The organism is Streptomyces sp. Je 1-369 (genome assembly GCF_026810505.1).
Classification (GTDB): domain Bacteria; phylum Actinomycetota; class Actinomycetes; order Streptomycetales; family Streptomycetaceae; genus Streptomyces.
On record NZ_CP101750.1, the window covers coordinates 7,764,267 to 7,787,866 of the forward strand.

General features: G+C 69.3%; 23 protein-coding genes, 1 tRNA gene and 3 pseudogenes. 16 read left to right on the forward strand and 11 right to left on the reverse strand.

Going from position 1 to position 23,600, the window contains the following annotated elements; all coding sequences use genetic code 11:
* Positions 1 to 81 precede the first annotated feature (81 nt).
* Positions 82 to 435 carry a beta/gamma crystallin domain-containing protein gene (locus NOO62_RS34675; RefSeq protein WP_268774742.1) on the forward strand — a complete coding sequence of 118 codons (354 nt, stop codon included), beginning with the start codon at positions 82 to 84 and terminating at the stop codon, positions 433 to 435.
* Positions 436 to 556: 121 nt separating this feature from the next.
* Here the strand turns inward: NOO62_RS34675 and NOO62_RS34680 are convergent, their stop codons facing one another.
* Positions 557 to 769 carry a hypothetical protein gene (locus NOO62_RS34680; protein WP_268774743.1) on the reverse strand — a complete coding sequence of 71 codons (213 nt, stop codon included), beginning with the start codon at positions 767 to 769 and terminating at the stop codon, positions 557 to 559.
* 125 nt (positions 770 to 894) lie between these two features.
* Between NOO62_RS34680 and NOO62_RS34685 the strand changes: the two genes are divergently transcribed.
* The 5 genes from NOO62_RS34685 (at position 895) to NOO62_RS34705 (ending at position 4,945) form a co-directional block, all read left to right on the forward strand.
* Entirely contained in the window at positions 895 to 1,758 is an 864-nt protein-coding gene (locus NOO62_RS34685; protein WP_268774745.1) for an ABC transporter permease, read from the forward strand.
* Positions 1,759 to 1,812: 54 nt separating this feature from the next.
* Positions 1,813 to 2,838 (forward strand): ABC transporter substrate-binding protein, encoded by a 1,026-nt coding sequence (locus tag NOO62_RS34690; protein WP_268774747.1) that lies wholly within the window; start codon positions 1,813 to 1,815, stop codon positions 2,836 to 2,838.
* A gap of 2 nt (positions 2,839 to 2,840) precedes the next feature.
* On the forward strand, positions 2,841 to 3,698 hold the full coding sequence (locus NOO62_RS34695; protein ID WP_268774748.1) for an ABC transporter ATP-binding protein: 858 nt from the start codon (positions 2,841 to 2,843) through the stop codon (positions 3,696 to 3,698).
* An 87-nt stretch (positions 3,699 to 3,785) separates the two neighbouring features.
* Positions 3,786 to 4,355, forward strand: a complete 570-nt coding sequence (locus NOO62_RS34700) for a helix-turn-helix domain-containing protein (protein WP_268774749.1) — start codon at positions 3,786 to 3,788, stop codon at positions 4,353 to 4,355.
* A gap of 8 nt (positions 4,356 to 4,363) precedes the next feature.
* Positions 4,364 to 4,945: a GNAT family N-acetyltransferase gene (locus tag NOO62_RS34705; RefSeq protein WP_268775927.1), complete on the forward strand. Its 582-nt coding sequence runs from the start codon at positions 4,364 to 4,366 to the stop codon at positions 4,943 to 4,945.
* Here the strand turns inward: NOO62_RS34705 and NOO62_RS34710 are convergent.
* Together NOO62_RS34710 and NOO62_RS34715 are read right to left on the reverse strand one after the other, a co-directional pair.
* The gene (locus NOO62_RS34710; protein ID WP_268774750.1) at positions 4,939 to 5,835 is read right to left on the reverse strand and encodes a sugar phosphate isomerase/epimerase family protein; all 897 of its coding nucleotides are present in this window, start codon (positions 5,833 to 5,835) and stop codon (positions 4,939 to 4,941) included. The genes NOO62_RS34705 and NOO62_RS34710 overlap by 7 nt on opposite strands.
* A 16-nt stretch (positions 5,836 to 5,851) precedes the next feature.
* On the reverse strand, positions 5,852 to 9,340 hold the full coding sequence (locus tag NOO62_RS34715) for a ThuA domain-containing protein (RefSeq protein ID WP_268774751.1): 3,489 nt from the start codon (positions 9,338 to 9,340) through the stop codon (positions 5,852 to 5,854).
* Between the two features lie 441 nt (positions 9,341 to 9,781).
* On the opposite strand from NOO62_RS34715, the gene NOO62_RS34720 reads away from it, so the two are divergent.
* From NOO62_RS34720 to NOO62_RS34755, 8 genes and pseudogenes are all read left to right on the forward strand, one after another.
* Positions 9,782 to 10,786, forward strand: a complete 1,005-nt coding sequence (locus tag NOO62_RS34720; protein WP_268774752.1) for an alpha/beta fold hydrolase — start codon at positions 9,782 to 9,784, stop codon at positions 10,784 to 10,786.
* 54 nt (positions 10,787 to 10,840) lie between these two features.
* Positions 10,841 to 11,215: an MmcQ/YjbR family DNA-binding protein gene (locus NOO62_RS34725; protein WP_268774753.1), complete on the forward strand. Its 375-nt coding sequence runs from the start codon at positions 10,841 to 10,843 to the stop codon at positions 11,213 to 11,215.
* A gap of 38 nt (positions 11,216 to 11,253) precedes the next feature.
* Positions 11,254 to 12,603 carry an MFS transporter gene (locus NOO62_RS34730; protein WP_268774754.1) on the forward strand — a complete coding sequence of 450 codons (1,350 nt, stop codon included), beginning with the start codon at positions 11,254 to 11,256 and terminating at the stop codon, positions 12,601 to 12,603.
* Positions 12,604 to 12,783: 180 nt separating this feature from the next.
* Positions 12,784 to 12,857, forward strand: a tRNA-Pro gene (locus tag NOO62_RS34735).
* Between the two features lie 139 nt (positions 12,858 to 12,996).
* The gene (locus NOO62_RS34740; protein WP_268774755.1) at positions 12,997 to 13,794 is read left to right on the forward strand and encodes an SDR family oxidoreductase; all 798 of its coding nucleotides are present in this window, start codon (positions 12,997 to 12,999) and stop codon (positions 13,792 to 13,794) included.
* Complete coding sequence (locus NOO62_RS34745; RefSeq protein WP_268774756.1) at positions 13,791 to 14,969, forward strand: cytochrome P450 family protein; 1,179 nt, start codon at positions 13,791 to 13,793, stop codon at positions 14,967 to 14,969. The genes NOO62_RS34740 and NOO62_RS34745 overlap by 4 nt, the downstream gene beginning before the upstream one ends.
* Before the next feature lie 250 nt (positions 14,970 to 15,219).
* Positions 15,220 to 15,411 carry a hypothetical protein gene (locus NOO62_RS39160; RefSeq protein ID WP_321170638.1) on the forward strand — a complete coding sequence of 64 codons (192 nt, stop codon included), beginning with the start codon at positions 15,220 to 15,222 and terminating at the stop codon, positions 15,409 to 15,411.
* Positions 15,412 to 15,496: 85 nt separating this feature from the next.
* Positions 15,497 to 15,709 (forward strand): annotated as a pseudogene (locus NOO62_RS34755) (transposase); the annotation flags it as partial.
* Between the two features lie 316 nt (positions 15,710 to 16,025).
* Here NOO62_RS34755 and NOO62_RS34760 read toward each other — a convergent pair.
* Both NOO62_RS34760 and NOO62_RS34765 read right to left on the reverse strand, forming a co-directional pair.
* Positions 16,026 to 16,547, reverse strand: a complete 522-nt coding sequence (locus tag NOO62_RS34760) for a hypothetical protein (RefSeq protein ID WP_268774757.1) — start codon at positions 16,545 to 16,547, stop codon at positions 16,026 to 16,028.
* Between the two features lie 149 nt (positions 16,548 to 16,696).
* Positions 16,697 to 17,107, reverse strand: coding sequence for a hypothetical protein (locus NOO62_RS34765; RefSeq protein ID WP_268774758.1), 411 nt, complete (start codon positions 17,105 to 17,107; stop codon positions 16,697 to 16,699).
* Positions 17,108 to 17,148: 41 nt separating this feature from the next.
* Here NOO62_RS34765 and NOO62_RS34770 point away from each other — a divergent pair, with 41 nt between their 5' ends.
* A complete protein-coding gene (locus NOO62_RS34770; RefSeq protein WP_268774760.1) occupies positions 17,149 to 17,802 on the forward strand; it encodes a hypothetical protein in 654 nt (217 codons plus the stop codon).
* A 435-nt stretch (positions 17,803 to 18,237) separates the two neighbouring features.
* Here NOO62_RS34770 and NOO62_RS34775 read toward each other — a convergent pair whose 3' ends face one another.
* From NOO62_RS34775 to NOO62_RS39345, 6 genes and pseudogenes are all read right to left on the reverse strand, one after another.
* Positions 18,238 to 19,077 (reverse strand): hypothetical protein, encoded by an 840-nt coding sequence (locus tag NOO62_RS34775; protein ID WP_268774761.1) that lies wholly within the window; start codon positions 19,075 to 19,077, stop codon positions 18,238 to 18,240.
* The gene (locus NOO62_RS34780) at positions 19,026 to 19,427 is read right to left on the reverse strand and encodes a helix-turn-helix domain-containing protein (protein ID WP_268774762.1); all 402 of its coding nucleotides are present in this window, start codon (positions 19,425 to 19,427) and stop codon (positions 19,026 to 19,028) included. Before NOO62_RS34780 ends, NOO62_RS34775 begins: the two co-directional genes overlap by 52 nt.
* A gap of 259 nt (positions 19,428 to 19,686) precedes the next feature.
* Positions 19,687 to 20,160 carry a hypothetical protein gene (locus NOO62_RS34785; protein ID WP_268774763.1) on the reverse strand — a complete coding sequence of 158 codons (474 nt, stop codon included), beginning with the start codon at positions 20,158 to 20,160 and terminating at the stop codon, positions 19,687 to 19,689.
* An 88-nt stretch (positions 20,161 to 20,248) separates the two neighbouring features.
* A complete protein-coding gene (locus NOO62_RS34790; protein ID WP_268774765.1) occupies positions 20,249 to 20,869 on the reverse strand; it encodes an SHOCT domain-containing protein in 621 nt (206 codons plus the stop codon).
* Positions 20,870 to 21,008: 139 nt separating this feature from the next.
* Positions 21,009 to 21,566: a hypothetical protein gene (locus NOO62_RS34795; protein ID WP_268774766.1), complete on the reverse strand. Its 558-nt coding sequence runs from the start codon at positions 21,564 to 21,566 to the stop codon at positions 21,009 to 21,011.
* Between the two features lie 547 nt (positions 21,567 to 22,113).
* Positions 22,114 to 23,106, reverse strand: a pseudogene (locus NOO62_RS39345) (NACHT domain-containing protein); the annotation flags it as partial.
* Positions 23,107 to 23,336: 230 nt separating this feature from the next.
* Between NOO62_RS39345 and NOO62_RS39165 the strand changes: the two are divergent.
* Positions 23,337 to 23,493 (forward strand): annotated as a pseudogene (locus NOO62_RS39165) (transcriptional regulator); the annotation flags it as partial.
* Positions 23,494 to 23,600 lie beyond the last annotated feature (107 nt).

The window sequence follows — 23,600 nt, forward strand, 5'->3', positions numbered from 1 at the left end:
ATCGTCATCGTGCAAGCGCAAAACGTTTCCCGGAAATGGTCGTCAAATGGCCATGTACGGGCCCGGAATCAGGGAGTACTTGTGCTGTCGAAAACCAAGAGGGTCGCCCGCTCCGCGACCGTGGCGATCGCTGCGGCCGCCGCGTTCACCGTGGTGATGCCCAGCGGCAACGCCTTCGCCATCGACCACGTCGAATGCCGTGGCGGCGAGAACTTCTTAAAGATCTGGTCGCACAGCGGCGGCCGCTCGAGCGTGGACTGCTACGCCAACAAGGGCCGTACCGGCTTCGGCAACTGGTGGGTCGACCGCATCTCCACGGGCAACAACGACCTGATCTACTACGACGCCAATGGCGACTCCGTACGCATCAACCGGTGGACCGACATCACCTTCCCGCACCGTCCGCCGCAGGTGAAGGACATCGAAATCCTGTGACGAGTCAAAGGCTCCGGTAAATAGGAGTCAATAACTCGGTAAACCGGTGGCCATCTCCGCACCATGGCCATTTACGAATCACGTCGGCCACGCCTTTTCGGGCGTGGCCGATTTCGGCTTTTCATCGCACCTTCCGGTGCTTCCCCCGTAACACCACCACCACCGCGCCGCCCGCCTCCGCCGGCGCCGTGCGGTAGGCGGTCTCGCGGCCCTCCTCCCGGAACGTGCTCGTCGGCATGACGAGCAGCCCGCGCTCGGCCCCTCGCCGCACCCCCACGGCCACGGCGCGCGCCGCGAAACTCAGGTCCGACCTATTGACCCTGCGGCCGGCCACTCATTAGCGTGGCGGACGGCCTATCGGAAAGCGCTTTCTGCAAGCGTTTTCTGACATCGATGCTGCTTCCGCATTCGCTCTCCGCAACTGCCTCCGAAGTTCGCCGAATGTCAGGGGAGTTCACCGTGAGCCAGAGCGCTGTGACCAGAACTCCCGTGCGGGCGGCGGGGGTTGCCGAACGGGAACGCCCGAGCTTCGGGCGCCGTACCGCCGAAGTGGCCGAGAAGAGCTGGCGCCCCCTCGCGCTCCTCGTCGTCTGCTTCGCCGCCTGGTGGGTCGTCGCCGCCACCGAGATGGTCGAGGCCTACCTGGTGCCCTCGCCCGGCGCCACCCTCGACGTCATCCTCGACAAGCCCGACTACCTGTGGCAGCACAGCTGGGTCACCACGTACGAGACCCTGATCGGCTTCGTCATCGCCGTGGCCGTCGGCGTCCTGTCCGCCGTCCTGATGGTCGCCTCGACCACCGTCGAGAAGACCCTCTACCCCATCCTGCTCTTCGCCCAGGTCGTACCGAAGATCGCGATCGCCCCGCTGTTCGTCGTCTGGCTCGGCTTCGGCATCGCCCCGAAGATCCTCATCGCGGTCCTGATCGCCTTCTTCCCCGTCGTCATCTCGATGGTCACCGGACTCAAGGCCGTGGACCCGGAGATGCTGCAGCTCTCCGCCACGATGGGCGCGCGGCCCTGGCAGACCTTCCTCAAGATCCGCTTTCCGGCGTCGCTCCCGCACCTCTTCTCCGGCCTGAAGGTGGCCGTCACGCTCGCCGTCACGGGTGCGGTGGTCGGCGAGTTCGTCGGCGCCAACGAGGGCCTCGGCTATGTGATCCTCCAGGCCAACGGCAACCTCGACACCCCGATGCTCTTCGCGGGCCTGCTGGTCATGTCGCTCATCGGCGTGGTCCTGTTCGCGCTCGTCGAGATCGCGGAGAAGCTGCTGCTCCCGTGGCACGCGAGCCGCAGGGACCAGGGCGCGACCACCACGTACTGACCCCCGCCCGACGTTTTCCCTCCCCTGTCCTCCGTACGCGAGAAGGGCCGTCCCATGCACGCGCGCAGACTCCTCACCGCCCTCGTCCCCCTGGCGCTCGTCGCGGCGACCGCGACGGCCTGCGGTGACGACGACCGGACGAGCACCAGCGCCTCCGGCAAGAAGCTGGACAAGGCGACCCTGACGCTCAACTGGTACCCGTACGGCGAGCACGCGCCGTTCTACTACGGCAAGAAGCAGAAGATCTTCGAGAAGCACGGCATCGACCTGGAGATCAGGGCGGGGCAGGGCTCCCAGAAGACCGTGCAGGCGACGGGAGCCGGGCAGACCGACTTCGGCTGGGCGGACACGCCGGCCGTTCTCGCCGGTGTCGACCGGGGCGTCGACGTGAAGAGCCTCGGGGTGTTCCTGCAGACCACGCCCGCGTCCGTGCAGTCCTTCGCGGCCGAGGACGTCGCGTCGCCCGCCGATCTCAAGGGCAAGACGGTCGCGGGCACGGCGGGCGACGCACTCACCAAGACGTTCCCGATCTTCCTCCAGAAGAACGGCATGGACGTCTCCGACGTCAAGGTCCAGAACACCGACCCCGCGGGCAAGATCGCCGCCGTGATCTCCGGCAAGACCGACGCCCTGCTCGGCTACGCGAGCGACCAGGGCCCCACCATGCGGAACAAGGCCGAGAAGGACGTCTCGTACCTCCGCTTCTCCGAACACGGCCTCAACTTCTACTCCAACGGCCTCATCGCGGGCAGCAAGACCCTCCAGGGCAGGGGCGATCTCGCCGAGCGGATGACCGCGGCGGTCAGCGAGGCGTGGGCGGCGGCCGAGAAGCGGCCGGGCCCCGCGGTCGCGGCGATGGAGGGCGCCTCCGAACAACTCCCGCCCAAGGACGTCCTGTCGGAACAGTTCAAGACGACGCTGACGCTGCTGCACACCGACGCCACGAAGGGCAAGGCGCCGGGGGTCAACACCGAGGGGGACTGGAAGCGGACCATTGCGGTCTTCTCGGAGGCGGGCCTGGTCAAGGACCCCAAGTCCGTGACGGAGTACTGGGATTCGGCCAACGGGATCAAGGGGTGACCATGCCCAACGACGCGACGCTCAGAAAGCCCGGCGGACGTGCGGAGACGGACGCGGGAGGAGCCACTGCCACCGGCGTGGGCGCGGCCGCACCCGCCGTGCGGATCGGTGACGTCGCCGTGCGCTTCCGTACGAAGAAGAAGGACGTCACCGCGTTGCGCGACGTCTCCCTCGACATCGGCGCCGGCGAGTTCGTCGCGATCGTCGGCCCCTCGGGCTGCGGCAAGTCGACGCTGCTCAAACTGGTCGCGGGACTCCTCGCACCGTCGTCGGGCGAGGTGCTCCTCGGCGGTGAACGGGTGCGGGGGCCGCGCCCCGACATCGGGTACGTGTTCCAGCGCGCCGCCCTCCTCGACTGGCGCTCGGCGCGCCGCAACATCCTCCTTCAGGCGGAGATGCGCAGGCTCCCGTCGGAACGGGCACGCGCGCGTGCCGACGATCTGATCCGCATGACCGGGCTCGACGGCTTCGAGGACGCGTACCCGCACGAGCTGTCCGGCGGCATGCAGCAGCGGGTGGCGCTGTGCCGTGCGCTGCTGCACGAGCCGCCCGTACTGCTCATGGACGAACCGTTCGGCGCACTCGACGCGCTGACGCGGGAGCAGCTGAACGTCGAGCTGAACCGCATCTGGCGCGAGACCCGCACCACGGTGCTCCTGGTGACGCACTCGATCGCGGAGGCCGTGTACCTGGCGGACCGCGTCGTGGTGATGAGCCCGCGCCCGGGCACGGTGACGGAGGTCATCGAGGTCGGCCTGCCGCAGGAGCGGGGGTACGCGGAGACCCTTGCCTCGTCGGAGTTCCGCGCGGCGACCGGGCGGGTCAGGGAACTGCTCGGGGCGGTGTCGGCGCACGACTGAGTCGCGTAGCGAGGCCACCTCGCAGCGGGCCGTGTCGGGACCTCATTTACCTTGTTGCCGTCCCGAATTCGGGATAGCGTCCCGGATATGGAACACGATGGAGAGGGAGTCGACGCGCGCCTCGCCGCCCGTCTCTCCGAGTTGCGCGCCGAACGCGGCTGGTCCCTCGGCGAGCTGGCCGAGCTCAGCGGGATCAGCCGCTCCACCCTGTCCCGCGCCGAACGCGCGGAGATCAGCCCCACCGCAGCCCTGCTGAACCGTCTCTGCGCGGTCTACGAACGGACCATGTCGCAGCTCCTCAGTGAAGTGGAGGCGGAGCCCGCCCAGCTGGTGCGCGCCGTCGACCAGGCGGTCTGGGCGGACGACGAGGCGGGCTTCATGCGCTGGGCCGTCTCGCCGCCCCGCACCGGGATGCGCGGCGAACTGGTCGAGGGCAGGCTGCAGCCGGGCGCCGACATCGCCTACGACCGCCCGCCCGTACCCGGCCTCGAACAGCACATCTGGGTGCTCGAAGGGGCCCTGGAGGTCACGGTCCAGGGCGAGCCGCACACCTTGCGCACCGGCGACTGCCTGCGCTTCCGACTGTGGGGCGCGTCCCGGTTCCGCTGCGCGGGCGAGGAGGCGGTGCGGTACGCACTCGTGGTGGTGAAGCCGTGACCCACGGCCTGCGCCTCGAACGCCTCACCGCCGCCGGGCTTCGCGCCGTCGCGGGGCAGCTCGGAGACCTGTTGGCCGACACGGTGCGGGGCGGGAACTCGCTGGGTTTCCTCGCGGGTCTGGACCGGGCCGCGGCGAGTGGCTGGTGGCGGGGGCTCGGGCCGGACGTCGAGGCGGGGCGGCTCGCCGTCTGGGTGGCGCGGGACGGGGAGCGGGGCGACTCGCGGGTCACGGGCACCGTCAGCGTCGCCTTCACCGACAAGCCCAACGGGCGTCACCGCGCTGAGCTCGCCAAGCTGATGGTGCACCCCGACGCCCGCGGACAAGGCCTCGCCCGCGCCCTCCTGACCACCGCGGAACACGCGGTGACGCAAGCGGGCGTCACGCTCCTCGTCCTGGACACCGAGACCGGCAGCCCGGCCGAGACCGTCTACCGCAGGGCCGGCTGGACCGAGGCCGGAACCATCCCCGACTACGCGGCGGACCCCTCGGGCGCCCTCCACGCGACGACCCTCTTCTACAAGCGTCTCGGCACGGCGGCCCGGCGCCGGTTGACCGACGCCGAGCCGGAGCGGGCGGCGCGTCAGTAGCGCAGCGCCGCCAGATACGCGTAACTGTTCCGCGCCGTCGCGAACGGGTCCGCGGGGGAGTCGTGCTCGACCAGCCACTGCCGAACACCCCCCACGCGCGCGTGGGCGAACATCGCGGCGAAGTCGAGCGTCCCCGAACCGACGTCGGCGAACCCGCCGTCCGGTGCCATGTCCTTCACGTGCAGCGCGGGGAACCTCCGCGGATGGCGCCGGAAGTACGTCGCGGGGTCGGCGCCGCCCTTCACGGCCCAGTACACGTCCAGCTCGAAGCCGACCAGCTCGGGATCGGTCTCGGTGACCAGGACGTCGTACAGGTTCGTTCCGCCGACCACCACATGGTCCGAACCGTGGTTGTGGAACAGCACGGGGCCGAGCCCCGCCTCGCGCGAGGCGCGCCCGATCCAGTTGAACTGCCGCGCCGCCTCCCGGAACCCGTCCGGCGTGTGCAGCGCACCCGGCAGGCTCGGCACGACGGGCCACTTCGCGCCCAGGGCGTGCAGGTCATCGAGAGCCTGGGGGAGCCCGGGGCCGGTGAGCGTGGGATAGGCGACGTGCTCAAGGACCGCACGCAGCCCCACGGCGTCGAGCATCCGCCGGATGGCCACGGCGTCGTACCCGTGGCGGCCGCTCACCCCCACGGTCGCGTAGCCGATGTCGGAGAGCCGCTCCAGGGTGCCCGCGAAGTCCCGCGCCAGGGCGTCGCGCATCGTGTACAGGTGCATGCCGATGCCGCCGCGCGGAAGGCGCCGCTTGTACGCCCGCTCCGCCGCCCGCGCGGGCAGCGCCCCGCCAGCGGCTGCCGCGAGTCCCAGCGACGTACCGACGCACGTACGGAGAAAGGCACGTCTGGCGACGCCGTCGACGATAGACGCGCCCGCACATCCGGTCATGGCCGTCCTACCCCTCTCATGGGCGTGCTCGCTCAGCGGTGACGCGGACGGCGCCGGTCGTCGTGTCGCCCTTGTCGTCGGTGACGGTCAGATGCGCCGTATACGTCCCCACGCGCGCGTACGTGTGCTCCGCGCTGCCGCTCTCCGTGCCGCCGGGCTTGGAGTTGTCGCCGAAGTCCCAGTGGTACGAGGCCGCGGTACGGCCTGCCGGGAGCCGCACCGTGCTCGTGAGCTTGACGGCGAGCGGCGCGGGACCGCTGCCCGGGGCGGCCTTGACCGTCACCTTCGCCCCGGCCCTCTTCTCGACCCCGGGGCCGTTGAAGTGCAGCCAGTCGACCGTGAGCAGGTCGGCCTTCTCGGACGACCACTCCGGGTTGGTGAATACGGCGTACACCTTCGTCGTTCCGTCGTGAGGGGCCAGTTCGGTGGTCGGCGAGACGAAATTGCCCCACCCTCCCGTGTTCGGCACGCTCACCTTGCCGAGCAGCTCACCCGTGGGGGACCCGGCACGGAACTCGACGTCACCGCCGAGACCACCCGAAGCCGCCCCGACCGTCACCGAGTCGACGCCCTTGAGGTGCACCGGGTCGAAGGAGACCCAGTCCCCGTCCTCGATCTCGATGAGCCGCTTGCCGCCGGACGCGTCCGCGCGGTCACCGATGTCGGCCCCGCCGTGCGCGCCGCCCGTGGCGGTCCGGTGCTCGGCCTCACGGAACGACGTCCGCAGCGTCAGCGAAGCGGATCCCGTCAGGGCGGGCACACCGCTCGCGCCCTTGTCCTCGTACTGCGCAGTGATGCCGTAGTACAGGTTCTGCCCCGGGCCGTGGCTGTCGCCCGCGTCCGTCACGATCTCGCCCGCACAGCCGGTGTAGTTGTCCAGCGGGTGCAGATGCGTGTCGTGGCCCAACTGGGACTGCACGACGACCCGCTTGCAGTCGATCCGCTCGTCCTCGCGGTCCGTCACCTCGACCTTGAACGGGATGGTGTCCCCGAAGCTGAACGTCCCGCCGTTCGGCGGCTGCTGAATCGTCACCTCCGGCCGCGTGTTGCCGACCGTGATGTCCCGTACCGCGAGATTGCTCAGCTCCTTGGGCCCGGTCACCTTCAGGCGGGCCGTGAACTGCCCCTTCTCGGTGTACTTGTGCGTCGGGTTGGCCTCGGTCGAGTCGGTCCTGCCGTCGCCGTCGAAGTCCCAGGCGTACGTGACCGGCGTGCCGCCCGGCAGCCCCGAACCCTCACTGGAGAACTTCACGGTGAGGGGCGTACTCCCGTTGTCGGGCGTCGCGCTGACCCGGGCGTCCGGGAGGCGGCCGTCCGCCACGTAGTCGATGCGGTAGATGCCGGAGCCCTCGTTGCTGCCGCCGCGGCCCGTGCCGCTGCCGAGCCCGAAGTCGATCACGTACAGCGCCCCGTCGGGCCCGAAGTCGGCATCGAAGGGCTGGTTCCACTTCATGTCGGAGAAGACGGAGTTGATCGACTGCAGATCGCCCGCCTTCGCCGGAGGGAAGCGCGGATCGGAGAACGACTGGTCCTTCTCCTGGATCGAGAAGGCCTTGAACCACTGCCGGGTCAGCTCGTACGCGAGCCACTTCCCCTCGAAGTACTCGGGGAACTTCGTCTTGTACGTGTTCGCCGCGTCGTAGTCGTACACGGGACCGCTCATCGGCCCGCCGCCACCTGTGCCGAGCTCGGGGAACTCCTTGGACTCGGAGTAGGCGTACCAGACGTCCGCGGGCAGGGCGGGCGGCAGCTCGCGCAGGCCGGTGTTGTTCGGCGAGTCGTTGACGATCTTCGCGCAGTCGAACGCGGCCTTCGACGTCTTCGTCGCGAAGTCGTAGTCATGGAACGGCGTGTTGTCGCCGATGCAGTACGGCCATCCGTAGTTGCCGGCCTTGGTGATCCGGTCGAACTCCACCGTCCCCTCGGGACCGCGGCCCGCCACCGCCTTCTTCGCGTCGGGTCCGTAGTCCGCCATCAGCAGGGCGCCGCTGACCGGATCCGTCGTGATGCGGAACGGGTTGCGCAGCCCCATCGCATACACCTCGGGACGCGTCCTGTCCGTCCCGGGCGGGAAGAGGTTCCCCTCCGGCACGGCGTACGTCCCGTCGTCCTTCGGCGTGATCCGCAGAACCTTGCCGCGCAGATCGTTCGTGTTCCCGGAAGTGCCCTGCGCGTCCCAGGCGCGGCGCCCCTCGCGCTCGTCGATCGGCGCGAAACCGTCCGACGCGAACGGATCGGTGTTGTCGCCCGTCGCGACGTACAGATCACCCTTCTTGTCGAAGGCGATCGACCCCGCCATGTGCGAGTTGGCCCGGCCCTCGCCGCGCCACGTCGGAATCGTGAGCAGCCGCTTCTCCGACGCCGCGTCGACCTTCCCACCCGCCTCGGTGAAACGGGAGAGATTGATCCGCTTCTCCGTCTTGTCGGAGTGCAGCAGATACAGCCAGTGGTTGTCCTTGAACCGTGGGTCCAGCGCGAGACCGAGCAGCCCGTCCGACTGGCTCGTCATCTCCGGCGTGTACGCGAGATCGAGCGCCGTGGAGACCTTGAGCGACTCCTGATCGATGATCTTCAGCTTCCCGGTGCGCTGGACGAAGAAGACCCGGCGGTCGGGCGCGACGGCCAGCTCGAACGGGTCGGCGAGGTCGGCGGTGGCCAGCGGAGTGCGCTGGAAGGCACCCGTCTTGGTGGCCGTGCAGTCGCCCGGTCTGTCACCGGCGGCCCACTGGATGCCGCCGAGGACGTGCCGGAGGAACCCCTCTTCCTGGAAGGCCGACGCGGCATGCCCGCCCGCCGTGTACCAGGAGCGGCCGCCGTCGTAGTTCTGGCACCAGGACCACGGGTGGTCGGCGCCCTCGTCGAGCCCCGAGACGCCGTCGCGCACCTTGATCTGCGCGAGGGTGTGCACCTTCCCGGTCGGATTGGTGCGCCAGTTGTACCACTCCTCCTCGCGCTCCCAGAGCTCCGGAAGCCCCTTGGTGGACGGGTGCGCGTGGTCGAGCACCTTGACGCGTCCCTTCTGGACGGCGGGGTGCTTGTCGAAGATCGCCCCGACCAGGCCCTCGTACCACTTCCAGTCGCGCTCGCTCGCCGACGCCGCGTGCAGCCCCACCCAGCCGCCGCCCGCCCGGACGTACTTCTGGAACGCGGCACGCTGTCCCGCGTCGAGCAGATCGCCCTTCTCGGGCGTGGAGTTCGTGTTGTTGAAGACGACGGCCTGGAAACGGGCCAGGTTGGCGTCGGTGAACGCCCCGGCGTCGTCGGTGGCCTCGACCTCGAACCCGTGCTCCCCGCCGAGCTTCCTGATCGCCTCCACACCCGCAGGGATCGAGTCGTGGGGGAAGTTCGTCACCTTGGAGAAGACCAGGACACGGAAGGCGGGCGCGGCCTCGGCGCGGGGCGGGGCCGCGATGTCGAGACCCACGACGAGCGCGAGCAGGGCGACGAAGACGAGCAGGGCTCTCGGCGCGCCTCGCGGCGCTCTCCTCGGAGCCACGGAACTCATGGGACTCATGGAACTCATGGCGCTCCCTGGGCTGGGCTGGCTTGGCTGATGGCCGGCTGCCGGTTGCCGGGTGTGCGGTGAGTCGCGGGCGTGTCGGTGAGTTGCGTGTGCGCGGTGCGCGGTGCGCGGTGCGGAAGGCGGCGCTGCTCGCTTAGAAAGCGCTTTCGCGGCGCGGGAATCAGGTTAGGTTCCGGTTCCGCGGAGGGTCAATGGGTCGGACGAGCCGGGTGGGTTCCGGCCGGGTGGGCCCTGCATGACGTCCCGCGTGTGGGGGAGGCTGGCCGGGAGACGGTCGACCGCACTCGTGCAGACCGTCGACTGTATGCAGGCTGACCGCCGACCGTATGCAGGATGCCCGCCGACCGTATACACGAAGACCGCCGACCCGTATACGCGAGAACCCCGCCGACCACCGACCGTACGCACCAGGGAGCCCGCGCGATGCCCGACCGAGCCGATGACACCACCGCCACCGCCACCGTCACCGCCACCTCCGCCGCCCCCGCCTACACGGCGGGACTGCTCAACGCCGCGGACGGCGTGCCCGTCGCCACGTACACCTGGCTGCCTGCCGACGGCAGGCCCCGTGCGTACGTGCAGATCGCGCACGGAGCCGCCGAACACGCCCTCCGCTACGACCGCTTCGCCCGCCACCTGACCGAGCACGGCTACGGAGTGGTCGCCTCCGACCACCGCGGCCACGGCGCCACCGCGCAGGCCACCGGCGGCTACGGAGTGACCTCCGAGACGGCGGGCCCCGACGACGCCGACAGCTGGCGGGCGATCGTCGACGACTTGAAGGCCATCGGCGACCAGGTGCGCACGCTGTACCCCGGCGCCCCGTTCTTCCTCCTGGGGCACAGCCTCGGCTCGATGCTCGCGCGGGACTACGCCCAGGAGTACGCCGACGGACTGGCCGGAGTGATCCTCTCCGGTACGTTCCGCTCGCTGCCCGGCGCCGAGATCGAGGGTTCCATCGCCCGCCTGGAACGCGAGGTGGCGGACGGCGGCCGCGCCGCGCGGTCGTCGTACGTCTCCGAGCTCTTCGCCTCGTTCAACGACCCGTACGAGCACCGCACCGGCTTCGAGTGGCTCTCGCGGGACGAGTCCGAGGTCGACGCGTATGCCGCCGACGAACGCTGCGGATTCGCCTTCTCCGCGGGCCTCTCGCTGGACTGGGTGCGCGCCGTACGGAAGATCAACGATCCCCGCAACATCGCGCGCATCCCCGCCGATCTGCCGATCCACGTCGCCGTGGGCGAGCAGGACCCCTGCAACCAGCGCATGACCCTCGTGCACGAACTCCTGGAGGACTTCCGCTATGCGGGCGCGGAGGACCTCACCTGGAAGGGCTATCCGGACGCCCGCCACGAGATCCTCAACGAGACCAACCGCGACGAGGTCCAGGAGGACCTGACGGCGTGGCTGGACAAGCGGGTGCTCTGAGGCGCCGGAGTCGTCGACCGGTGGTTGTCAGTGGCGTTGGTTACGGTTCATCGCATGTCGAAGTCCAGATCCCGCGCCCGCGTCACCTCCGATGACGTGCGCCGCATCGCGCTCGCCCTGCCGGAGACGGTGGAGAAGGTCGCGTGGAGCATGCCCACGTTCCGGGTCGCCGGAAAGATGTTCGTGACGGTTCCCGACGACGAGACGTCCTTCGCCGTGCGCTGCCCGAAGGCCGAGCGCGACGAACTGGTCCTCGCCGAGCCGGACAAGTTCTGGGTCGCGGCTCACGAGGCGGGCTCGGCGTGGGTGCGGGTGCGTCTCGCGGCCCTGGACGCCGACGAACTCACGGACATCCTGGCCGACTCCTGGCGCCAGGCCGCGCCGCCCCGACTTCTGGAGGAGCACCCCGAGTTGGGCGTGGTGGCATGATCCCACCGTTGCCGTAGGGGAGGAGAGGGGTGGGGGACGTGCAGAAGGACTCGGGGGCGCATACGCGGGCACGAGGTAGGGGGGACGGCGGCATCTGGTCCCGCGACTTCGGGCTGTTCTTCGCGGCCCGTGCCGTGGCGAAGCTCGGCGACACGATGCTGCCGGTCGCGCTGGCCGCCGGTCTGCTGCGGCACGGACACGGCGCCGGAGCGGTCGGCCTCGCGATGGCCGCCACGACCGTGTGCTTCGCGGGCCTGGTGATCTTCGGCGGGGTCTTCGCGGACCGCTTCAGCACGCGGCTGCTGATGATCGGCGCGGATGTCGTCCGGCTCGGCACCCAGTCGCTCGCGGCGGTGTTCTTCTTCACCGGTCACGTCGTCCTCTGGCAGATCTGCGCGATCGGCGCGGTCAACGGCGCGGCGGCCGCACTCTTCCAGCCGGGCGTCGCCAGCACGGTCCCGCGCCTCGCCGCCGACGTGCAGAAGGCGAACGGCGCGATACGCGTGGCCGAGTCGACCGCTTCCCTCGCGGGCCCGGCCGCCGCAGGTGTCCTGGTCGGCCTCGCCTCGCCGGGCGCCGTCTTCGCCGCGCACGCGGCGACGTACGGACTCAGCGCCCTCTGCCTCCTCCTGCTGCGACTCCCACCGGCCCGTCCCGGATCGCGGCCCCACAGTGACGGCTTCCGTGCCGACCTCGTGCAGGGCTGGCGGGAGTTCAGGTCCCGCACGTGGCTGTGGGGCGTCATAGCCGTCTTCGGTGTGCTGATGATCACGACCACGGGCCCGACCGTGCCGCTGGTGGCGACCCTCGTGGTCCAGGAGCACGGTTCCGGCGCGTACGGCCTCGTGAACTCGGCCCTCGGTGCGGGCACCGTCCTCGGCGGCCTCCTCGCCCTGCGGCTGCGCCCCCGCCGCATGCTCCGCGCCGGTGCGATCGCCCTGGTCGCCTACGCCGCCTTCCCCGCGGCCGTCGGCGCCCAGCTGAGTGTGCCGCTGATGTCGGCGGGCGCGGCCGTGGCGGGCGCGGGCGTCTCTTTCTGGGGAGTGATGTGGGCGACGAGCGTCCAGACGCAGGTCCCGCCGGACGTCCTCAACCGCATCCACGCCTACGACGTCGCGGGCTCCCTCGCCCTGCTGCCGGTCGGCCAGGCCCTCGCGGGCCCCGCGGCGGCGGCCTTCGGCGCGGAAGCGGTGCTGCTGACGGGCGGGGCGATGACGGTGGGCGTCTGTATCGCCCTGCTCGTGATCCCGGCGATCAGCGGCCTGGTCCGCGCGGACGGGCCCACGCTGTCGGGTCCGGCACTCTCGTCCTCGTCCTCGTCCCCGTCTCCGTCCCCGTCCCTTTCGCGACAACGGCGTGCGCGGGCCGGGCAGGGCCGTGGCCGGTGATCCGGGTCACAGAGGCACCCCGGTGGTCTCGCGCGCGAGCCCGATACGGGCGGGGTAGGGGCGGCTCGTATACGCCGGTGCCCGCATCCGGCCCGGGAAAGGCGTGAGCGATCACCGGTCGGAGTGCGGTATTGTTTCGGTGCGCGTTCGGCCAGGGGAAACCCCAGGTCACACGGGCAACGGGACGTGGCGCAGCTTGGTAGCGCACTTGACTGGGGGTCAAGGGGTCGCAGGTTCAAATCCTGTCGTCCCGACTCGTGAGAGTCGCAGATCAGGGGCCGTTTCAGAGCAATCTGAAACGGCCCCTTGATCATGTTCGGAGCATGGTCGGCGTGTCCGGTCGCGCGGAGAAATCGCGTGCCGTGTGAAGGGGTGCCCGCCAGGATGAGGGCCATGACTGGTGAGACGTCCGTGGGGAATCGGCAGGACGTGGGAGACGGGGGGCAGCCGCTTGCCCTGGTCACGGGGGCGGGACGGTCGGCGGGGATCGCGGCGTCCGTCGTACGGGAGCTGGCGCGGGCCGGGTGGGACGTGGCCTTCACATACTGGACGCCGTATGACGCGCGGATGCAGTGGGGGAGCGAGCCGGGTGCGCCCGAGGAGCTGCGGGAGCAGGCGGCATCCCTCGGGGCGAGAACGTTCGCGGTCGAGGCAGACCTGAGCGACCCGGCCGTACCGGCAGGGCTCTTCGACGATGTCGAGCGTGAGCTGGGAAACGTCACCGCGCTGGTGCTCTGCCATTGCGAGTCGGTCGACTCCGGCTTGCTTGACACCACCGTGGAGAGCTTCGACCTGCACTACGCGGTCAACGCGCGGGCGACCTGGCTGCTGATCCGGGAGTACGGGACGCGGTTCCGCGGGCGGCACGGCAGCGGCCGTATCCTCAGCCTGACCAGCGACGACACCGCGGGGAACCTGCCGTACGGTGCCAGCAAGGGGGCGATGGACCGGATTACGCTGGCCGCGGCGCTGGAGCTCGCGCACCTGGGAGTGACCTGCAACGCGATCAATCCTGGACCGACCGACACCGGGTGGATGACCGATGAGCAGAAGGCGGACATGATCCGCTTCACGCCGTTGGGACGCCTCGGCGTACCGCGGGACTGCGCGCATCTAGTCACGTTCCTGTGCTCCGCAGAGGGCGGATGGATCAACGGCCAGCTTCTCCAGAGCAACGGTGGCATGACATGACAGACCCGACTCAGGACCCGGGCTTCCTTCAGAACCCGTACCCGTCCTACGCGGCCATGCGCTCCGCCTGTCCGGTGCAGCCTGTCTCCGCCGGGTCCGGCGGGCGTACCAGCTACCTGATCACCGGCTACGCGGAGGCCAGGACGGCTCTGGGCGACGCGCGGCTGTCGAAGGACACGGCCGTCTTCTTCGCGGACAAGGGCTCACGCCGCCGCCTGCACCCGGCGGTCGCGCACACCATGCTGGCCAGCGACCCGCCCCGGCACACCAGGCTGCGCAAACTGGTGACCAAGGCGTTCACGACAGGGGCCGTCAGGAAGCTGCGTCCGTTCATCGCACGCACCACGGACGATCTGCTGGACGAGTGGCCGGAGGGCGGGCGATGCGACTTCGTGGCGGGCCTCGCGGTGCCGCTGCCAGTCATGGTCATCTGCGAACTGCTCGGAGTTCCGCAGGCCGACCGGCCGGACGTCCAGCGCTGGTCGGCGGAGCTGTTCGCGGCGGGAGAACCGGACGTCATCGACGCGGCCTCCCACGCGCTGGCCGACTACATGACGGGTCTCATCGCCGCCAAGCGCCTGGCACCCGGCGACTCGCTCCTCGACCGGCTCATCGCGGCCCGCGACGGGGACGACCGCCTGGGCGAGGAGGAGCTCGTCTCCCTGGCGGTGCTGCTGCTCGTCGCCGGACACGAGACCACCACCAACTTCCTCGGCAACGCCGTCCTGGCGCTGCTCCAGCACCCGGACGAGCTGACCCACCTCCTCGGGAACCCGGACGACGTCCCTGGCGTGCTGGACGAGTTGCTCCGCCACGACTCGCCCGTGAGCACGGCCACCTTCAGATTCACCAAGGAAGCCGTCACGCTCGGCGGTACCGACATCCCGGCCGGCGCCCCGGTCCTGGTCGCTCTCGGAGCAGCCAACCGCGACCCGGCACGCTTCCCGTCCCCGGACTCGCTCGACCTGGAGCGAGACGCTTCCGCCCACCTCGGCTTCGGCCACGGCATCCACCGCTGCGTCGGCGCTCCCCTGGCCAAGGCGGAGGCGGAGATCGCCCTGCGAGCGGTGCTCACCCGCTTCCCCGCGATCCGGCTCGCCGTCCCGCCCGACCAATTGACCTGGCGCCGCACCCGCCTCGTACGCGGCCTCGCATCGCTCCCGGTCCTGACGTAGCCGCGTGGTGTCCGCGGACTCGCCCTCTCAGAACCTGAATCTGAAGCCCTGTGCACGCAAGTGAAGGCCAGTGGTTGCTACGGATCCGGCGGCGGGCTGACGCTGCTGGAGCAGGGGCGGGGCTCGTCGTCGGCGGCACACGGAGTGCATCTCCCGCATCCTGCTGGAGGCCCGCCGGGCCGGTCTGCGTTTCCCGCAGCTGCTGGCGGCCTGTGAACTCACGCCTGCCCAGGCACGGCCGGGGCTGGCGATGCTGAGGGACAGCATCACCGACCGCGGCTGGCCGCCGCTGGTGCTCAGCGGCCTGGCCGGGTACATGTTCACCGCTGACCCGGATGAGCTGGAGCACTACGAGGTGGCCGAGGTCCGCGAGAAGCTCACCGAGGTGCGCAGGCTGCTGACCGCAACGGTCGCGCCCGCACGCCCGCCTTGGGCCGGATGACCGCAGGGTGCGGCACATCGTCATCCAGCTCAACTCCGTGGAGTTCACCCTCGACTTGATCCTGATCGCCTGAGGCGGGGTTGCGATGCGTGAGCGCTGCTATCCCTCGGACACCTCCGACGCGGAGTGGTCGATGATCGCACCTCTGTTGCCGCCGCCGACCTGGACGACCCCACGCGGCGGCTGGCCAGAAGCCCATCCACGCCGGGAGATCATCGACGCGATCCGGTACGTGTGCTCCGAGGGCTGCCGCTGGCGGGCCCTGCCCGCCGATTTTCCCCCGCCGCCAACCGTTTGGAACCCGTCTCGGAACCCCCAGCGAAGGTTCCGAGACGAGTTCTGAGCAGGGCTTTCAGCGCACCCGCATGACCGCCACCGTCGCATGCCGCGTCGTACTCGCGGCGACCTCCACCACCAGCCCGGCCCCAGTCGTCGTGTACTCCTCCCTGTCATCCGTCCGTGCCCGCCGCCCGGGCCCGGAGTCCGCGATCAGGCGTGCCACGGCGGCCGCGAGCGGAGCCGTCAGCGCCTGGTACTGGCTAACGGTGGAGTCGGGTATTGGAACTGCCTGAATGCCCCGGCTTGATGCGTCGGGGACGCTGACCGTTGCGGCGTCAGTCGTCAGCTGCGATGAGGAGGGTGAGTGTCGCTGTCGGGCGGTCGATAAGGACGAGTTCGTGGTAGTCGATGTGGATCGGGCCGTAGTCGTGGAAGGCGTCCTCGGGGAGTCGTCCCAGCAGGTATCTGCTGGTTGCCTTAAGGATCGGGGTGTAGATCTCCTGCTGTAGGCGTGATGCGAGTGATTCCGGGATGTCTCCGTGCTGGTTGGCCCAGGAGCGGATGACAGCGACCGCCATCTCGGCATCGACGGTCTCGTAGGTGTCAGGGGCGATGCGGTCGAGCCACCACTGGCCATGCCGTGGCCAGTCTTGAACGCCGGCTCCGTCGTACGTGTCCCGAAATTGAGGATGCGCGATCAAGGCAGCCAGCACGTCTCGGTCGTCAAGCGTCTCGGACGACAGCTGGAAACGCTTGACAGCGATCCAGCGGTAACCGTGAGAGCCCTCGCCGAAGTCGAAGTCCCGGAAGTTGATGAAAGGGCTGTCCAGGTGGACGAGGGCGGGCAGTGGTTCCATGGTGGTCATCGTAGATCTTGAGGCCACTCAACCCCGTCGGTGATCGGCGGTCTGACCAGTGACTATTCCTGCCGGTGCCCGTGTCCGGGACCGGTATTTCCGCTCGGATGCACGGCTCGTGAAGTCGTGCGTCGGCTGACCTCGGCTGCCTAGGCGGCCCAGTCGCCGGCGGCGGCGCGCTGCCATTTGACGGCGACGGTGATGTCGATGCCGAGGGTGCGGGCGAGGACCGCGGCGGGCAGTTGGGTAGCGAGCTGGAACAGCGCGGTCGAGCGGGCCTGGGCGAGCCGGATGCCGAGTTTGCGGAGTCGTTCGCCCATGGCCCAGGCACTGATCGGGCGGCCGGGCTGGCCTCCGGGAAAGAGCCAGGGCGAGTCTGTCCGGCCGAGGACGGCATGGCTGCGGCGAACCGCGACCTGTTGGAGGGCGAGTTCAGCGACGGGTGCGGGAAGCTCGACCGGGACGGCGCCGAGACGGATGCGAACGCCTCCGTCCGTCTCCTCGATGTGGTCGACGGTGAGCCGGGAGATCGCTGCGGGCCACTGGGCATAGAGGAGCAACAGCAGGCCGGCGAGGTGGCTTCGGGCTTGAGAGTGCCGTCGTGCAGCAGACGTCGGGCGGTGGCCCAGCGGGCCTCGTCGTCCATCGGCTGGGAGGGGCCGTTCCATCGCTCGGCCGGGAAGGTGAGATCGCGGGCGATCTTCTGGGCCAGGGCCCAGCGCACGAAGTGGCCTGCCTCCTGGCGAAGACGGGCGTCGTCGCTGGTCGTCCAACGTTCGAGGTCGGCCTGCCGGCAGGTGACAAGGGTCAAATTCTGGCCTTCGAGCCAGTTCAGGAGGTAGACGCCCGCCCGCAGGTGTTGCCGCGCGACCTGGAGCTGGTAGTACGTGGTCTCCTTGCCGCGGCTGCGACGGCGAAGCCGGCGCAGGAGGTGCCAGGCCGCGTACCGGTGCAGGATTTTGCGTCCCTCGGCCGTCGCATGGGAGGTGATGAGGTCTTTGACGTGCCGTTCGAGACGGACCATCTGCTCGTCCCGCGTGGGCAGGGCGCCGCTGGCGACGAGGACGCTGCGGATGTGCTCGACGACCTTGCCTTCGGGGAGTTCGTCCAGGGCTTCGTGGGTGAGAGGGCGGTTGCCGGAGCCGAGGTCGGACAGAACGGTGGAGACGATGCCGCCGGAGAGCCAGCGCAGCCCGGTGGAGGCTCGTTCGGTGCTGGCCAGGGCGTCGTGGAGGGCTTGAAGCTTCGGGGGTAAGGAGCCCGAGCCGTTGGTGAGGAGTTCGTGGAGCCGCTGCTTGAGCGTGCAGCGAGGGCACGGACCGGAGGATCGCAGGCGTTCTGCTTCCCCGCAGGTGGGACAGGGGCGCCAGAGCTCGGCGTCCGGCGCGGTGCAGGGGCCGCAGACGGGTTCTTCCAGGGTGCCGGAGTGGATGCCGCGGATGTGCCCGCAGCTGCTGCAGTGGGCTTGTCGCTGGTCACAGGCCCCGCCCCGGGGTTGGCCTGTCAGGCGGGAGTGAGTGCCGGGTGCGGTGCGACCGCAGATGGAGCAGACCAGGATGGGCAGCGGCTTGCAGTTGGGGCAAAGGGGGCCGTCGGTCGTGCGGTTCTGGACCCGTCGTCGTTCGCCGCAGCCGATGCAGACCTCGGCGTTCGCAGGATCGGTGATCAGGCAATTCGGACACAGCGGTCGTCACCTGAGTATCGCGGGTGGCGGGCTCGCGGTGAGCGCCGCAGCGTACGCATTCTTCGACGCGGGACTTGGCGATGCAGTTGCGGCAGACCCGCTGCCCATCCAGCGGCTTGTGGAGGCGTACGACTCGGTGACAGAGGGGCAGGCAGGCCGGACGATCCCCGTGACGTCGGAGTCATGAAGCACATTGATCAGCCGGACGATCGCGGGAGTGGGGGCAAGGTGCCCGTTGCCGGTCAGCAGGGAGGGGTCGGCTTCCAGAGCCCAGGCCAGTTTCTGCTGGTCGGCGGCTCGGGGCATCGTCCGGCGGATCGCGTCGGCGATGAGGTCGGCGTCCACGTGCGGATCCAGGCCGCAGATCACACTGTGGACAACGGCGAGGGGATCGCGACCGTCGGTGTCCGGGCACTTCGCGCATCGCGGCTGGCCGGACCGGTCCCGGGTGGAGATGCGACGGTTCTTCCCGCAAGCGGAGCAATCGACATAGACGGGTCCGCAGACTCCGCAGTACCAGTCATGGCCGCGGCGTTGGAGCGTACGCAGGTGTTTGCCGCACTCGGTGCAGACCGGCGGAGAGATCGCCTGGGCCCCGGCCTGGCGCAAGGCGATGAGCAGGTCACCGAGGGCCCGCGGCGCTGGGGATCGGCCGTCGCCCAGCAGTGTTGGGCGACGGTTCAGGGCGGCGGCGAGCGTGCGTGACTTGGCCCGTCCGCCTGCGACGGTGGTGACCACGGCGCGGATCGTTTCGGGTCCGAGTTCCTTCTCGACGTCGGCGACGAGGTCCGTGATCAGACCGATCGGGTCCGCGACGACGCGGTCAAGCTGGTCAGCAGTGGACACGACTGATCAACGGCCTTGATCCTGGCCCGCTTTGGCCGCAGCCCGCCAAGTCCCTCTGAACCGGATGACGGGCCGCCACCGACGGCCGCCTTCTTCGGCTTCTTCACGGCCCCGGCCACCGCGATGGGCTCGATGAGGTCGTCCATGGTGCAGTCGAGGATGTCGAGCAGGGCCATGAGGATCTTCAGGCTCAGTCGCTCCGGTCGCTCGACGACGAGCCGGTAGACCTGGCTCGACGACAGGCTGATGCCGCGTTCGGCGAGCGGAGGGATGAGGTCGGTGGTGGAGAACATCCCGCGGTCGGCCATGACTTTGCGCAGGTGCCAGTGGTAGTCGAGCTTGGCGGCCATCGCCGGATCCCTCCTGTCAGGCCCCGGCGAATGCCGGCGCCAGTGCCTTGTGCAGGGACCGCTGGATGTGGTGGCGGGGAAGCAGCCGCAGCGCACACCCCGCCGCACAGAGCCTCCCGGCACATGCGCACCCCCTCCTGCCCTGCCCTTCCCCTCTGTGCAGGGTTTGCGGTGGGGCGGCGACTCGGTGAGGTTCCTGGGTGTCGCGGAACAAAAAATGGTTGGATAACTGCGTGTACGGGCCTTCCGAGTCAGGTCCTCAGGGGATGCGCCACGCCTCCTCGTTGATGCCCAGATCCTGACGTGCGCTCTCGTGGTACGTGTTGAGACGCTCGTGGAGGTTGCCGCCTACGGGCGGCGGCTCGTGCTCCCGTGCCAGCTTCTCCATCTGCCAGACCGCGACGTTGACCTCGTGCGCGGCGACCACGACCGGCGCGGCAGCGAGCAGCACCAGCGCCTCGAAGAGTGCCGACCGCTTGCGTTCGCCCTCGTCCATCGACGCGATGAAGTGGTCGAACTCCTCCGACCCCGCGGCGGCCAGCCGCGCGAACTTCGAGGCGTCGGCGACCTCTTTCACACACGCTGCGTACTCGATGTACGCGTTGAGCTTCCGCTCGTCCCACCGCGTCGCCAACGCCCGCCGGTGCTTGGCGCGTTCGGCCATGGTGACGGAGAAGTACGACGTCAGGGCACCGATGAGCACACCTACGAGTGTCACTATCTGCGTGATCATGGCGTGGACGATACCGACGTTGGTTGGGACTTCCTTGGTTCAGGGTCGGAAGGCCTACGGGCGAATCGTGAGCTCCGGGCGCATCTGGTCAAGTTCCGAGCAACCGCGTCTTCTGTTTGTCGAACTCGTCCTGCGTGAGCACTCCTTGTTCGAGAAGTGCCTTGAGTTTGCTGAGCTCGTCGGCCACCGACTGAACCTGAGGCTGAACTTCTGGAGGCAGCGGGGCGGATCCCTCCTCGGCGGCCAGCAGTGCGGCGAGCATGTTGAACGCATTCACGTATTGGTTGGCCGCGCGCAGGTTGGTGGAGTCCGGTGTCACGCTGTACGTCTGCGCAGCCCCGTTCCCAAAGGTCACGTTGATGACCGCCGCGCCTTTGTTCTTGCGTCCGGTGGCCAGGGCGGAGAGGCCACCTGTCGCGACTCCGCCGGCGAGCCTTGTGGCCGTCCACGCCTTGTGAGCGCCGGCATCCACGAACTCTGCTTGCCCGCCGAGCACCGGTCCTTGCGAGGTCAGACCGAATTTTGATGACGGCCACAAGTGCATCATTGCCGCGGTGTTCATCGTCTTCTCAGCAGGGTGCCGGTTGCGCCATGCCTTCAATGCCTCTTTCTCCGCATGCCGTTTGTCCGCTGCTTGCGCTCGGGCGCGCTGCTTCTCTTCGCGCTCAGCAGCCTTCTGCGCAGATTTCTCCGGGTCGCGCTTGAACATGGTCCTCACCAGCCCTTTTGGTGTTGGGGAGCGGCTCCGCACCTCGGTCCACTATCTCGTAGCGGCAAAGGACGGCACAGGGCAAATGGGCGTCTGATCCTGGGAGTTGACGTTCGCTGCGCCGGGTGGGAGCGTTCCGTCAGTCGGCGGGCCGGGATGGGCGGGCCAGGTGGCGCTGGAGTTCGATGTGGCGAAACTGGTACATGGCTCCTACCTGTCGAAGAACGCCCCTCCGGTGAGCGTCCATGAGGAACGTCATCAGGCGCCATGGGACTCGGCGTGACAGAGCCAGGTAACACCGGGCAAGCCCGTAGGATCCCCAGGCCGTGAGGCCGAGGCTGAGGACGAGTCCGCTGATGAGGCCTTTCAAGACCCCCGAACCGGCTCCGACTCCGGCGCTGATTCCCGGTCCGATGTTGAAGGCGATCACGGTTCCGGTCACGAAAGGGGGCACGAATGCCAGGCCGACCGCGATGCGCAAGCTCATTCGTCCCCCGATGGCTGCACAGAACCCAACTCCGAACCCCACCAGCACGGCGGACACCAGACCGGTCTCGATGCCGGCGTTGGTGCGGCCCTCCACCCCACCTGTGATCCCGCCGACCAGCCCGCCGCCTCCTCCGCCCAGCAGCAGGAGGATGCGGAATGTTCGACGATCCCGAGCGAGCAGCAGGGCCGGATCCACCGTCTTCGTCAAGTCCGGGCGGGACACTCCGAGGGTGAGCGGAGCTGCTGACGCAAGGGCTGCCGCCGCACCGAAGCCAAGACCGCCCGAGCCCGGCGATGAGTGCGAAGGGGAGGCCGAATGCGCAGCATGTGCCCGAACCGAGCAGAAGACGTCGGGCGCATGGGGAAAGAGCGTAAGGGAGGTCCCACCAGAAGAAGTCAGGACTCCCGCGGTGGTTGTCCTCCAAATGACGGGCCAGGAAGGCGAAGGTGCGACGAGCCTTCTCGGGTGAGCAGTGTGCGTGGGTGGCATAGGCACTCGGGACGAAGGCGTTGAGCAGATGGGCCTCCACACGCGCCCGGGTCGGGAAGCGCCGGCTGTCGCAGAGGTCGTCCGGGTGTGATGCGTGGGCGGGTTCGGCGCCGGGACGGGGGTTGTAGATCGTACGAGCCAGGAAGAGCCCGAACGGCGTGCTGAGTGCCTGTCCCACGGGGGTGCCCGTGCCCAGCAGCCGAGTGACTGTGTGCCAACGATGGGCGGCCGGACTGTGTGGCCCTCCGGCGTCTCGACGCAGGTACGTGGCTGCCTGCTCGGGCGTGAGGGGGAGCAGGCGGATGCCTGCGGCTCCGTTGAATCGGGCGACGGTGCCCAGGCGGAGGTATGCCGCCCGATATTCCGCGGTGCGGCTGGCCAGCACGGCTGGATGGCCAGGCGGGAGCGCCTGGTTGATGGCGTCCAGGGCGAGAGCGCGCAGGCCGACGGGTAGTTCGTCGAACCCGTCCAGGAAGGGCAGGATCCGGCCGCTGTCCAACAGGGCGTGTGCCAGGTCGGACGTTTTGCCGGTCCTCGGGTTGGTCACCGGCGCGGTCAAAGCGGGATGCGCCCGACGCAGGCGCTGGGCCATCCACGAGAACAAGGGTTTACGACTGGGGTCCCAGGAAGCCAGCGATAGAAGTACTGGTACGGGGCCGTGTGCGGGGCGCTGGTGCAAGAGCCCCAGGAGAAGCCGGATCAGCAGCACCGTCTTGCCCGCTCCGGGCTCTCCCAGAACGACCAGGCGGCGGGTGGGGAGACGCCGGGAGAACACCTCGACGATGTCCGGGCCGCTGCCGGCCAAGCCTTCCGAGTCTGCTGGCCATAAGGCCGAATCGACCGGCAGACCGCACGGGCCCGCTCGGGCAAGGCTGCAGAGCAGCGACCACTCCTCGAAGAGGTCGGGGTCGCCGCTCCTCCAGGAGACCGGCAGCGGGTAGGGGTCGTGCAGCCTGCGCAGCCGTGCCTCGCTCTCCCACACCCGTTGCTCTGCCAGCGACAGATCTTCGGCGACCGCGTCCAGGTCCGATGACATGGCTTCCTCACCGCGGGCATGGCGGAATGCCGCCCAGGCCAGGTAGGTCGGCCCCAAAGAGGTCAATAGTGTGACGGCGATCGCCGCGGTTCCCAGACTGAAGCGAGTCGCCAGCAAGAGCGATCCCACTGCTCCGGTCAACGTGAACAGCAGATAGATCCGTCCGATCCGCCCCATGCGTGCGGGACTTGATCGGCGCCCCCAGGTCTCCATGGCCACCATCGTGCGCCCGTGCCGACCGCCGGGCACAGGCAGAGGGGCGGGTGAATGACTGCGCGGCTCCAGCTCGTAGCCCGCTGACGAAGCGGGTGTCTTGGGGCGTGTCCTCGCGGGTGTCGGTCATTGGCGGTGCGCGACCCGAAGGCGTGGGGTGCTCGGGGCGCGCGGCACGTGTCCCGGTTCAGGCGTCGCAATTCCTGCGGGTGTCCAGCACCGCGCTCGTGACGTAGGACGTGGAGTCCCGGCGGGGTGTGGGCGCGGGCTGGTCGCCGGCGCGTGCGGTGGGGTCGATGAGCCTGCTCGGCGTGTGCGAGGCCGTGGAGCCGGACCGGACCGCTGTTCGCTATGCGCCGCACCATTCCGGACCAGGACCGCGTGCTGGGAAACGGGGGTGGGAAGCAGGGGCAGGTATGACGGGTGCCCGCCATACCCTTACCCCGTACCGAAGCTCGCCGACGTGTCGAGCGGCCGAGGTGCTGGGAGAATCAGTGGTGGTG

Coding starts and splice junctions, on each gene's coding strand:
- NOO62_RS34715 (WP_268774751.1), bottom strand. CDS start 9,340: ATGAGTTCCGTGGCTCCGAGGAGAGCGCCGCGAGGCGCGCCGAGAGCC.
- NOO62_RS34690 (WP_268774747.1), top strand. CDS start 1,813: ATGCACGCGCGCAGACTCCTCACCGCCCTCGTCCCCCTGGCGCTCGTC.
- NOO62_RS34740 (WP_268774755.1), top strand. CDS start 12,997: ATGACTGGTGAGACGTCCGTGGGGAATCGGCAGGACGTGGGAGACGGG.
- NOO62_RS34745 (WP_268774756.1), top strand. CDS start 13,791: ATGACAGACCCGACTCAGGACCCGGGCTTCCTTCAGAACCCGTACCCG.
- NOO62_RS34760 (WP_268774757.1), bottom strand. CDS start 16,547: ATGGAACCACTGCCCGCCCTCGTCCACCTGGACAGCCCTTTCATCAAC.
- NOO62_RS34785 (WP_268774763.1), bottom strand. CDS start 20,160: ATGATCACGCAGATAGTGACACTCGTAGGTGTGCTCATCGGTGCCCTG.
- NOO62_RS34725 (WP_268774753.1), top strand. CDS start 10,841: ATGTCGAAGTCCAGATCCCGCGCCCGCGTCACCTCCGATGACGTGCGC.
- NOO62_RS39160 (WP_321170638.1), top strand. CDS start 15,220: ATGCTGAGGGACAGCATCACCGACCGCGGCTGGCCGCCGCTGGTGCTC.
- NOO62_RS34790 (WP_268774765.1), bottom strand. CDS start 20,869: ATGTTCAAGCGCGACCCGGAGAAATCTGCGCAGAAGGCTGCTGAGCGC.
- NOO62_RS34710 (WP_268774750.1), bottom strand. CDS start 5,835: ATGACCGGATGTGCGGGCGCGTCTATCGTCGACGGCGTCGCCAGACGT.
- NOO62_RS34700 (WP_268774749.1), top strand. CDS start 3,786: ATGGAACACGATGGAGAGGGAGTCGACGCGCGCCTCGCCGCCCGTCTC.
- NOO62_RS34695 (WP_268774748.1), top strand. CDS start 2,841: ATGCCCAACGACGCGACGCTCAGAAAGCCCGGCGGACGTGCGGAGACG.
- NOO62_RS34780 (WP_268774762.1), bottom strand. CDS start 19,427: ATGGCCGCCAAGCTCGACTACCACTGGCACCTGCGCAAAGTCATGGCC.
- NOO62_RS34720 (WP_268774752.1), top strand. CDS start 9,782: ATGCCCGACCGAGCCGATGACACCACCGCCACCGCCACCGTCACCGCC.